General features: G+C 66.0%; 11 protein-coding genes and 1 pseudogene. 3 read left to right on the forward strand and 9 right to left on the reverse strand.

Translation table 11 applies throughout. The annotated features are described in order from the left end of the window. Positions 1-3: 3 nt before the first annotated feature. Genes ACRDUX_RS30495 through ACRDUX_RS30505 form a run of 3 tightly spaced genes read right to left on the reverse strand, consistent with a single transcriptional unit; the run spans position 4 to position 2632 of the window. Positions 4-894, reverse strand: a complete 891-nt coding sequence (locus ACRDUX_RS30495; protein ID WP_526419517.1) for a polysaccharide deacetylase family protein — start codon at positions 892-894, stop codon at positions 4-6. Further along, positions 867-1988, reverse strand: a complete 1122-nt coding sequence (locus tag ACRDUX_RS30500) for an oxidoreductase (RefSeq protein WP_526419519.1) — start codon at positions 1986-1988, stop codon at positions 867-869. Before ACRDUX_RS30500 ends, ACRDUX_RS30495 begins: the two co-directional genes overlap by 28 nt. Before the next feature lie 2 nt (positions 1989-1990). Further along, positions 1991-2632 (reverse strand): DUF1989 domain-containing protein, encoded by a 642-nt coding sequence (locus ACRDUX_RS30505; protein WP_526419521.1) that lies wholly within the window; start codon positions 2630-2632, stop codon positions 1991-1993. Positions 2633-2738: 106 nt separating this feature from the next. On the opposite strand from ACRDUX_RS30505, the gene ACRDUX_RS30510 reads away from it, so the two are divergent. Further along, entirely contained in the window at positions 2739-4007 is a 1269-nt protein-coding gene (locus ACRDUX_RS30510; RefSeq protein WP_526419523.1) for an amidase, read from the forward strand. Positions 4008-4337: 330 nt separating this feature from the next. On the opposite strand, the gene ACRDUX_RS30515 is transcribed toward ACRDUX_RS30510, so the two are convergent. Further along, positions 4338-5738, reverse strand: a complete 1401-nt coding sequence (locus tag ACRDUX_RS30515) for a PLP-dependent cysteine synthase family protein (RefSeq protein ID WP_526419525.1) — start codon at positions 5736-5738, stop codon at positions 4338-4340. 279 nt (positions 5739-6017) lie between these two features. On the opposite strand from ACRDUX_RS30515, the gene ACRDUX_RS30520 reads away from it, so the two are divergent. Further along, entirely contained in the window at positions 6018-6308 is a 291-nt protein-coding gene (locus ACRDUX_RS30520) for a muconolactone Delta-isomerase (RefSeq protein ID WP_526419527.1), read from the forward strand. 34 nt (positions 6309-6342) lie between these two features. Here ACRDUX_RS30520 and epsC read toward each other — a convergent pair whose 3' ends face one another. Both epsC and cysK read right to left on the reverse strand, forming a co-directional pair. After that, the gene (gene epsC, locus ACRDUX_RS30525; protein WP_526419529.1) at positions 6343-6927 is read right to left on the reverse strand and encodes a serine O-acetyltransferase EpsC; all 585 of its coding nucleotides are present in this window, start codon (positions 6925-6927) and stop codon (positions 6343-6345) included. Between the two features lie 7 nt (positions 6928-6934). Further along, positions 6935-7870, reverse strand: a complete 936-nt coding sequence (gene cysK, locus ACRDUX_RS30530; protein ID WP_526419531.1) for a cysteine synthase A — start codon at positions 7868-7870, stop codon at positions 6935-6937. Between the two features lie 241 nt (positions 7871-8111). On the opposite strand from cysK, the gene ACRDUX_RS30535 reads away from it, so the two are divergent. Further along, entirely contained in the window at positions 8112-8591 is a 480-nt protein-coding gene (locus tag ACRDUX_RS30535) for an NADPH-dependent FMN reductase (protein WP_526419533.1), read from the forward strand. Positions 8592-8626: 35 nt separating this feature from the next. Here the strand turns inward: ACRDUX_RS30535 and ACRDUX_RS30540 are convergent. From ACRDUX_RS30540 to ACRDUX_RS30550, 3 genes and pseudogenes are all read right to left on the reverse strand, one after another. Beyond that, a pseudogene (locus tag ACRDUX_RS30540) lies at positions 8627-8955 on the reverse strand (WhiB family transcriptional regulator). 2 nt (positions 8956-8957) lie between these two features. After that, a complete protein-coding gene (locus tag ACRDUX_RS30545; RefSeq protein ID WP_526419534.1) occupies positions 8958-10736 on the reverse strand; it encodes an ABC transporter substrate-binding protein in 1779 nt (592 codons plus the stop codon). 30 nt (positions 10737-10766) lie between these two features. After that, on the reverse strand, positions 10767-11272 hold a 506-nt coding region (locus ACRDUX_RS30550), incomplete at its 5' end, for an ABC transporter permease subunit (protein WP_526419535.1).

An 11272-nucleotide genomic window follows, 5' to 3' on the forward strand; every position in this document is an offset into this window, starting at 1 on the left:
CCCCTAGTCCGGGTAGACGTCCGTGGAAACCGGCGGCCGGACGAGCGTGCGCGGCAGGATCGAGGTGTCGGCAACGACGGCGGCGGCGACGTCACGGCAGCGTGCGAACCGGACGTCGCCGAGTCCGCACGCGTACTCGATGAGTCCACGTAGCGCGACGATGCGACCGGGGCGTCCCGAAAGAAACGGGTGCACACAGAGATTGAAGAGACAATGGTATTCGCGCATGCCGTCGAGCTCGGCCCGCCACATCTCGGCGACCTTGATGGGCGACTCGATCACCGACCCGATGTCAGGGTCGGGTAGATAGGCATACTGTTCCCAGTCGTCGAGCGACCAGTGCACGGGCAGCTCCACGACCGGGGCGAAGTCGGTGACAATGCGGTACGGACGGTCGTCTCCCATCAACGAGGAGTCGTAGGCAAGGCCGTGCTCGGCGATCAGGGTCGGCGTCTGCCAACTCGCGCCCCAAAGCGCCGCCCGGTGTCCGCGAATCTCGATGCCCTGTGCGGCGAACACCTGCAGTGCCCGTTCGAAGTCCGCCCGCTCCTCGGCGGGCGTCATCGTCCCCGGTGACCGGTGGCTGTAGGAGTGATGCGCCACCTCGTGACCGCGCTCGACGATGGAGGCCGCCAACCCCGGTCGGTGTTCGGCAACCCACCCAGGGATGAAGAACGTTGCCGGAACTTCGATTTCGTCCAGCATGTCCAGAATGCGCGGCACGCCGACGTCCGGACCGTAGGACTGGTGCGACATCGTCATCATGTGGTCGGCATAGTTGCGACCCTGCGCGAGGATCGGGGTCTCGGCGTCCACGTCGAAGGTCAGGGTCGCCACGGCGGCGGCGTCGCCGTGCCACGACGGCGTCAACGGACTGCGTGCGCGGTGTGCCACGCCCGTGCGTTGGCGATGGTGGCCATGGGCGAGAGCATCGCATGGTCGAAACGATCCAGGTCGACACCCATGGCCATGCGCGTGGGTAGGTCGGGGTTGGCGAGCGCTCCGCGCCCGATCGACAGCAGGTCGGCGTGGCCGCCGCCGAGCACGTCCGCCGCCTGGTCCAGGTCGTGCATGCCGCCGTTGGCGATCACGGGTAGGCCGCTCACCACGCGTGCCAGCTCCGTGATGGTCCGCCCGTCGCCAAGGCGCGCGGTCTCGATGAAGTCGCGGCCTTCGCTTGCGATGTGCAGGTAGTCCGCATCGGCGTCGCGCAATGCCCCGAAGATGATCTCGGCGTCGCCTGCGCCGCCCGGCCAGCGGTAGGTGAAGTCGTTGACCTTGGTCTGCGACAATCGGACACCGACCACGAACCGGTCGGTCACGGCCCTGCGGATGTCGCCGATCGTTTTGGCAGTCAATCTGATTCGGTTCGCCACCCCTCCGCCGTGCTCGTCATCGCGGGTATTGGTGTAGTCGGTGAGGAACTGGTCGAGCAGATAGCCGTTGGCGGCGTGCACCTCGACCCCGTCGAAGCCGGCCGCCTGCGCGCGGGTTGCGGCGTCGACGAAACCACCGACGACCGCATCGATATCGGCGGTGACAGTTGCGCGAGGGGTCGGCCACGGACCCGACCCGCCATACTCGTCGAGCATCTCGCCACGCGGGGTGATGGCCGACGGTGCGATGGTGCCGACTCCGTACGAATTACCTTGTGACAGAGCGCCTGCGTGCATGAGCTGCGCAACGATTGGTGTCCCAGCGGCGTGCACTGCGTCGACGACGCGGCGCCAGCCTTCGACGTGGGCGTCAGTGGCGAGTCCGGGTTGGTTGAGGTAGCCCTGACTGTGCGAGGTGTCGGTATAGGTGCCCTCGGTCAGGACCACACCGAAGCCGCCGCGGGCGAAGTCGCCGTAGTACGCGACCATGTCGTCGGTAGGCGTGCCGTCCGGGGCGGCCGACACCCGGGTCATCGGCGCCACCGCCAGCCGGTTGTTCAGCTCCAACGTGCCCAGCCGGAAGGAGGTGAGGGCGGGATGTTTGGTCAGCATCGTCAAATCTCCTGTGTGCATTCGGAATTCGGAACTGTGAGCTCGAGGACGAGCGGTGTGGGGCGCTCACCGTTAATGGGGTTCAGGTCCATCGGGCAGGCCGACACCGCCACGACGCAGTCCAGTGCCGCTTCGAACGTCACTGCGTCTCCGGGCCTGCTGACCGCGGGCAACCAGCGTAGGTCGCCGCCGCTGACCGGAATGTTCATGAACACGTTGACCGGCTGAGGCACGACGTCGCAGATCATGCTCAGTTCACGCAGCGCCATTCGCAAGTTGTCGGCGCACGAGGGGTGCCCGGGTGCGCCCAGGGTGTGGTAGCGGACGGGGTCGCAAGCAGCGATCAGCATGTCGTGCACACCCGGTGACGTATCGGCAGCCAGTGTCAGGATCGGCCGACGTCGATTCGTCACGAAGTCTTCACCGATGCGCGGGAACAGTCGGCCGGTGGACGTGCGAGTGTGCGACGCCGAGAGGTGCTCGCCGAGGTCGGCCATCGCGAATGCGAACACGTCACCGACCTGGCCGCCCTCGACGTCGATCACCCGTACCTGCCCGCGCTTGGGCAGTCGGACGGCACGGCCCGTGCCTGGGGGCAGCACGACCTGAGTCGTGGTGTTCGTCAACTCCATGCCAGCAGTCAACGCGTCCCACCTACGAAGCGGTGATGGACATTGATCCACCAATGGGTCCAGATCGCTAGAGCTTTCTCCACGCCCGTCGGTGCCCACGCATCCCTAGCGTGCAACCATGCGAGTTAGCGCACGGGAACTCTGCGAGCGGTCGCTGGCACGGACGAATGAGCCCGAATCCAAGTCGGCGATGATCACGGTGACCGCCGTCCGGGCTCGCCGCGAGGCAGCACTCAGTGATCAACGGCGCCGAAGCGGCGCGCTCCTCAGTCCTCTCGACGGTGCCCCGATCGTCTGGAAGGACCTGTTCGACATCGCCGGTGAGATCACCACGTGTGGGTCGGCGTCGTTGTGCAACGCTCCCCCGGCAAGGATCGACAGCACACTGGTGCGCCGGGCGCAGCGACTCGGCATGGTGACGGTCGGCAAGACGAACCTCAGCGAATTCGCCTTCTCCGGTCTCGGTATCAACCAGTGCTTCGGCACGCCGGTCAACCCCATCGATCCCACACGTGTACCCGGTGGGTCCTCGTCAGGGGCGGCGGTGGCGGTGGCGGCTGGTATCGCACCGCTCGCCGTGGGTACCGACACCTCCGGTTCGGTACGGGTTCCCGCGGCGTTCACTGGTTGCGTCGGTTTTCGGGCGAGCCCTTACCGATACGGCGCCAACGACTTCCGGCCACTTTCTCCAACCCTGGACGGCGTCGGCGTGATCGCACGCACCGTGGACACCATCCGCGAGTTCGACCGGCTGTTGGCGTCGGACGCAGCCAAGGAAAATTCCGCCGCCGAACTTCGGGTGGTGATTCCGAGGGGCGACTTGATCGACGCCTGCAGTGCCGGGGTCTCGGAAGCGTTCACCGCGGCGATCACTGCGCTGTGCAACGCCGGGGCGGTGACCGTCACCACCTCCGAGCTACCGTCACTGCGGCAGGCCCAGCGACTCCTCGACACGTACGGCACGATCGTCGGCGCAGACGCGTACCGCAGCCACCACCAGCTGCTGACGCATCCGGACGGCATCGAACCCGCCACCCGCCGTCGCCTGATGAACAACGCCGGAGCCGAGCCGGCGGTCGGCTCCGTTCGCGCAGCGATGCCCAGGCTGCGCCGTCAGTTCGCGGCCGAGCTGGGCGGCGCGCTTCTGCTCTGTCCCACGGTTCGGCACGAGCCCCCGCGCCTCGACGACCTGCTCGCACGGGACGACGTGTACGACGCCTTCAACGCCAGCACGCTCCGCACCACCATGGTGCTCAGTTATCTCGGGACGTGCGGCGTGAGCCTGCCGCTGTACGGGCGGCCGATCGGACTGCTGGTGTCCGCGCCCGCAGGCCACGACGGCGTTCTCCTCGCCACGGCTTCGCGAATGGCGGAGTTCGTCGGTTAGGTGGCCAGCGTCGGCGGCGGGGAAACCGGTGCGCGCCACCGTCATCTGGACGGTGTCGTAGTTGTCATGCGCGCCCGGGAGCGCCATGAATTCTGCCTGGTGCAGTACTACCAATGATCTTCGGCGCACGCTCCTCGCCGGATTCGAAACGTCGCCAGCCACATCGACCATCTCGCCATGGCTCCGATCGGGCGCCTGGCCGGCGCCTACTCCACCGTCGACCCTCTTCGACCCCGCGGTCGCGAACCGCCGTCAGTGAGCGCCGACGGCGTTCAGACGAGGCTTATCGGCAGGCAGGTGGCGGCCACCCACGTTCGTACTGCATCTCAGTTACGTAATAGTTGGTCCCACCGTTGTCGAAATCTCTCGGGTGTCGACGATCCCCACCGCCGCGCCGTGGTGAACCACCACCACGATCCGCGACCGCTCGCCGTCGGCCCGTTGCCGAACCACCGCAACGGGTTCGCCGATGCCGGCCAAGGCCGGTACCGGGCCAAGGTGGTCGCGGACCAACGCGTCAGGCGGCAGCGATCGGGAGGCATCCAGGTCGATCGATCCGACGATCTCCGCGGCCACCACCGCGGCCCCACTGCGGCGGACGTGAACCGGTAACACGGGTAGAACGCCCGCGGCCGCCCGAGCATCTGCGATGGTCGAATCGACTGGCACTCCGACGTATTCACGCGCTGAATCGAATGCGGGCGCGCGCAGTGCGGAGTCGTCGAATCCCCAGCGTGCGAGCCATGCGTCGTTGTAGTACTTGGTCAGGTAGTTGCGTCCGGAGTCGGGGATGATGACCGCGATCACCGACTCCGGTGGCACCCGGTCGGCCAACTTCAGTGCGGCCGCAACCGCAACTCCGCCCGAACCGCCGATGAAGATGCCGTCCTTGGCGGCTACCCGGCGGGCGATCTCGATGGCCTCGTGATCATCGACGGTGATGAACTCGTCGATCACCTGGGCGTGATAGGACCTTGGCCAGACGTCTTCCTCGGTGTCCGGATGCAAGTAGTGGCCGACGGATTCGACGTAGTAGGCGCGTCCATCACCGCCGGAGTACCGCGACGATGACGGGTCGGCTCCGACGACGCGAACCCGTTGGTCGGAAATCGATTTCAGGTATTCGCCCGTGCCCGTGATGGTTCCCCCGGTGCCGACACCGGCGACCAGATGAGTGATCGAACCCTGGGTCTGATGCCACAGTTCGGGACCGGTCGTCTCGAAGTGGGCCTGCGGATTGGCCGGATTGTCGTACTGGTCGGCGAGCCAGCCTCCTTGCGTCTCCTCCGCGATGCGTCGCGCCAGCGTGCGGACGTGTTCGGGGTGCCCGACCGGCCTTCCGGATGCGGTGATCACGACCTCCGCACCGAGTGCCCGCAGCAGGTCGGTCTTGTCGCTGCTGGTCTTGTCAGGAAGAACGGTGATCACGCGGTATCCACGGGCCGCCGCGATCAGCGCCAGACCGATGCCGGTGTTGCCCGACGTACCCTCGACGATGGTTCCGCCTTGACGCAGAAGTCCGGCCGCCTCGGCCGCCAGAACCATCTCCCGCGCGGCCCGATCCTTGACGCTGCCACCAGGATTGAGATATTCGAGCTTCAGGTAGATGCGCGCCTTGCCGGCATCAGCCGCCGCGTTGAGTCTGACCAGCGGTGTATTGCCGATCGCATCCGTGATCGACTCGTACACGAGATCGGCGCTGGGCGGACGCTCGATGACCGGACCGGCCAAAGCAACACCTTTTCCTCGTCATGTGTGTTCTGCCTTGCCCTCGCATCGTGACCGCCACCGACCGTCGCGGGGAGTATTTGAACCAGCGTGGTTCTAGGAGAACAATCCCGACCCGGCACACCGCACCCGATCGGGCTGCCGTCGGCCGCGCTTGCAGCTAGCAGGAGAGCCGTCGCTAATCTTCCTGTTGAGGCCGTCCTGGGTGATTGGGTGCCAACGGGATTCAAGACAGCGTCACGTCACCGCCGAACGCCTCGTGAGTCAGAGAGAGGGAAACACATGGACTTCCTGGTACGGATCGACAGCAGCGGGGTCTACTCGTTGCCCGAGGCGCAGCGGCAGAAGCTCGTGGAGGAGGAGTGGGCACGAGGACGCGAGTTGCATGCCAAGGGCATCCTGCGCACTCTCTGGAGCCTTCCCGGCAGCAAGGGAAATTTTGGTCTGTGGTCGGCCCGCGACGCAGACGAACTGGCCGAGGCGTTGCAGAGCCTGCCGATATGGCCGTTCATCACCACCGAAGTCACCCCACTGGCCAAGCATCCCCTGATGGCCGCAATCGAACAGGAGTGACGGCGTCGAAACCGCGCCCGAAGCGGCCCAATTCTCAGATGTACATCGCGGGATCGATGTAGGAGGTCGGATCGACCCCCTCCTCCCGTTGTTTCTCCGTCCGCGGACGTACGACTGCGGGGATGCCGGTCGCGATCGATTCCGCAGGCACGTCATGGGTGACCACGGCGTTGGCCCCGATGGCGCTGTCGTCGCCGATGCGCAACGGCCCAAGGACCTTCGCCCCGGCGCCGATGGTCACCCGGTTGCCGATCGTCGGATGACGCTTGACCTGTTTCAGGGTCCGGCCACCGAGGGTCACCCCGTGGTAGACCATGACGTCGTCGCCGATCTCGGCGGTCTCCCCGATCACCACGCCCATGCCGTGGTCGATGAAGAACCGCCGCCCAATGGTCGCGCCAGGATGGATCTCGATGCCGGTGAGGAACCGGGTGAACTGCGTCAATATGCGGGCGGGCCCGCGCAGTGTCGGCCTTGCCCACATGCGGTGGGCCACCCGATACGACCAGATGGCGTGAAGACCGGAATAGACCAGGGCATTCTCGACGTCTCCCCGAGCCGCCGGGTCGTGCACCCGCGCGTTGGCCAAGTCCTCGCGCAGTGTGGACAGCAATGTCATGGAGCGATCACTGCCTGATGTGATCGAACAGTGCAGTCGAGATGTACCGTTCGCCGAAGTCGGGGATGACGACGACGATGAGCTTGCCGGCGTTCTCAGGGCGCTTCGCCAGTTCTAGTGCGGCCCAGACGTTCGCGCCGGCCGAGATTCCGCCAAGAATGCCTTCATCGGTGCCGAGAGCCCGCGCGACCGTGATGGCGTCGTCGAACCCGACGTCGATGATCTCGTCGTAGATGGTCCGGTCGAGGATCTCGGGAATGAAGTTGGCGCCGAGGCCCTGGATCTTGTGAGGTCCGGGATCACCGCCGGTGAGGATCGGAGAATCCACCGGTTCGACGCCGACGATCTTCACGGTCGGCTTGCGGGCCTTGAGGTTTCGCCCGACTCCGGTGAGCGTGCCGCCGGTCCCGATGCCGGCGACGAAGATGTCGACTCTGCCGTCGGTATCGTCCCAGACTTCTTCGCCGGTCGTACTCTCGTGGATCGCCGGGTTGGCGGGGTTGGCGAACTGGTCGGCCGCAACCGCGTTTTCAGTCTCGGCGATGATCTGCTTCGACTTCGCCACGGCGCCGGCCATACCCTCAGCGCCCGGGGTCAGGACGATCTCGGCACCATAGGCACGCAGCATCACCCGGCGCTCGGTGGACATCGTCTCCGGCATCGTCAGTATCACCTTGTAGCCGCGGGCCGCGCCGATCATCGCCAGCGCGATCCCCGTGTTGCCACTGGTGGCCTCGACGATGGTCCCGCCGGGCTGCAGGTCTCCGGACCGCTCAGCGGCGTCGATGATCGCCACCCCGATGCGGTCCTTGACGCTGTTGGCGGGGTTGTAGAACTCGAGCTTGGCCGCAACCTGCGCACCGAGTCCCTCGGTCAACCGGTTCAGCCGGACGAGCGGAGTACGCCCGACCAGCTCGCTGACGTTCTCGTAGATCCTGCCCATGGCTGACCTTCCTCGTGGACCGGTTGGCACCGGCACCTTGCTGCGATTACACCTGATCCCATTGCAACACGTTCGCGTGAGTACCGCGGCACCTGGTCGATGTCGGCCAAGACCGGCCGGGGTCAAGGCTGGTAAGCACTCCGCAGCCTCTTGGCGGCGACGCCAGCCGGCTGCGTGACGGAAGACAGGACTCGCCAGGGGCGGATGAGTTGCGAAATGCCATCTTTGGTTCACTTGTGGCATGAGCGTGGTAGTCGTAGGAAATCCCAAACCGAAGTCGCGGACGCGGGCGGCCGCGGAGCTCGTCGCCACGAAGCTGAGCGGCACTCCCCCAGAACACGTCATCGACGTCGTCGACCTCGGGACCGGCCTGCTCGGGTGGGGCGACCCGAAGGTCGCCGAGGCCAAGGACATCGTGAAGTCAGCCGACTTCCTGGTGGTCGCATCGCCCACGTTCAAGGCCACCTACACGGGGCTGTTGAAACTCTTCCTCGACCAGTTCGGCGCGGGCGAGCTTGGGCAGATTCCGACGTTCGCACTGATGCTTGGCGGCTCCCCTGCGCACTCGCTCGCCCCGGAACTGACTCTGCGTCCGGTCCTCGTCGAGATCGGCGCGAGCTGCCCGGCGCCGGGCCTGTACCTGCTCGACTCCGATTACGAGACGTCACCGGACCTCGACGGGTGGCTGGAGATCGCGGGCCGGTACGTCCCGGGGAAGTAGCGTGACCACTCCCTTCCCGTGAGTCCTCCACGGCGTCACATTGCCGCAGTCGACACTTCCGCTCGTGCGACGAATGCACGTTGCCGGTCCCGCGCCGACATCGCGCCCCACACACCGTAGGTCTCGCGCGCGGACAACGCGTGGTTGCGGCAGCATCGACCACCGGGCACGCGCGGCAGATCCGTTTCGCGCGCTCCTCCCGTGCCCGTAGACCCGCTCGACCACCGTCCTCCGGATAGAAGATCTCGGGCGTCAGTTGTCGGCAACTCCCCCACTTCTGCCAGCTCTCCTCCCCGAACAGCGGTCGTGGCGACCGCTGCCCGGACCCAAGGGCCAGCTCGGGCGCCGTCTCCTCGGCCGCCATCGTTAGCTGCCGTTCACCGCGATGTTGGTGATGTCGGGACCGTTGCCGAGCGACTGCCAGGTCCAGTTGGTCACCCGCTTCGACGTCGGAATCGACTTCACCCGCTCGATCAGCGGGAACCACGCCAGGTCCTTCGTCGCGATCTCGTTGGCGTCCTTCCAGTGCTGCGCTGAGTCCTCAGCCGAGAGTGCCTGGTTGACAGCGCCATTGAGTGCGGGGTTGGCGTAGGTGACGCCGTTCCACGTACCACCGGGAGCGAAGTCCGAGTCCAGCCATCCGCCCAGCGTCATCCGTGCGCTGTTGCCCTGCCAGTCCGGCGTCCAGTTGGTGATCGCCAGGTCCCACTGGTCGAGCTTGGACTTGTCGCCGAGGAACGCGCTGAACGTGCTCCAGCTTTCGCCGGGGATCGGGGTCAAGCGGACCGTGATGCCGGAGCGGGCCGCCGCGCTCTGCACGGAGGTGGCGATCTTCTCGAATTCCGGAGTGTTGCGGTAGGCGACGTTCACGGTCAGATTCTGCTGACCAGCCTCTGCGAGTAGGGCCTTGGCCTTGTCCGGGTCGCCCTTGTCATCCGTTGTCGGGTAAGGGTTCTCGCCGGTGTAACCGACGATCGTTGAGGTGAGGATCTCGTTGCTTGGGATCGCCGAGTCGGGGCCACCCAGCCCACGGACGACGTCACTGCGGTTCAGCGAGTAGTTGAACGCCTGCCGGACACGCAGGTCCTTGAAGGCCTTCTGCGCTGGAGTCTTCGGGTCGGCCGGGTTGTTCCAGCTGATGAAGACCGCCGACCCGCTTGCAGACTTGTAGAGGTGATCGGGGTCGGACTGCTTGTACTGAGCGATGACGTTCGCCGGGTAGGCCCGCACGTACAGACCGATGTCCGCGGTTCCGGTCTGGATCTGCTGGGACGCCGCATCCGGAGATGCGACGGTGGTGTCGAACACGATCTCGTCGGCGTAGGCGTTGCGCGGGTCGCCGTCGGCGTCGTAGTTCTTGACCTTTGCCAGCGTCAACTGCTTGCCCTGGTCATAGGACGCGACGTAGTAGGGGCCGCTGGAGACGTAGTTCTTGCGGAACTCCAGGCTGTCGGCGAAGTACTTGGACACCACCTCCTCGGGCAGCGGGCTGACGAAGTTCAGCGTGAGGATGTCGAGGATGTCACTGGCGGGCTGGGTGAGGGTGAGCTGGAAGGTCTTGTCGTCCAACGCCTTCACACCGCTGATGTCGTGGGTGTCGATGAACTTCTTCGCCGCGCCCAGGTCACCAGTGGGCACCTTCGCGAACTCGTCGGAGTACTCCTTGAAGCCGGCGAACAACGCGTTGTAGTACGTGATCGCGCTGACCTGGCCGTTGGGGTCGGGGAACCGCTTGATCGCATAGACGAAGTCCTGCGCGGTGATGGGCCGGGTGCTGGCTCCCGAGAATGCTATGTCGTCGCGCAGGTGGAACGTGTAGGTCTTGCGGTCGGGGCTGATGTCCCAGCTCTTGGCGAGGTCGGCAACCACCTTGGTGTCCTGACCGATGCCATTGCGATCACCTGCGTAGGTGACCAGCTGCCGGGTGGTCGCCCGGATGACCTGCCACGCCTCTGCCGAGTACGCGATCAACGGGTCGAGAGCGTCGACGTCGCCCACCGAGGCGACGTGCAGCGTGCCACCGTGCGCCGCCGCGGGGTCAGTCGAAGCGGAGCCGCCTCCATTGCTGCCGCACGCCGCCAGCGTCGCCGACACCGCAATCGTGGTCAGCAGGGCGGTTATCCGCCGTCCAGTCCTGTACTTCATCGTTCTCCTTCGTTGTGCGAAACCGTGTGGTCATTTGGCGCTGCGGGCGTGGGTGACGACGTCGACGACGAAGGTGGTGACGACGAAGATCACAGCACCGAGCAGGGTGCAGCCGATCACCACCGGTGCGTCGCCGGCCTTGGCTGCGCTCACCGCGAGGCGGCCCACCCCGTCGAGACCGAAGATCTGCTCGGTGATGATGGCACCGCCGAGGATGGTCGCGAACTCGATGCCGCCGAGGGTCAGGATCGGGTTCAGCGCCGCCGACAGCGCGTGGTCGAAGTAGACGCGCTGCGGCGCAACACCCTTCGCCCTCGCGGTGCGAATGAAGTCTCGGCCCGCGACCTCCAGCACCGAGGCCCGCACCACCCGCTGGAATACGCCCACCTCGGCGAGCACCAGGGTCAGCCATGGCAGCAGCAGATGCTGGGCCCATTGCCCGGGCGACTGGGTGAGCGCAACGTACCCGCCGCCGGGAAAGGCCCTCACCCCGGCGAGCGAGAGCTGGAAGTAGAACACGTAGAGCAGCACGACGC

The organism is Mycobacterium sp., assembly GCF_050701675.1.
Lineage (GTDB): Bacteria > Actinomycetota > Actinomycetes > Mycobacteriales > Mycobacteriaceae > Mycobacterium.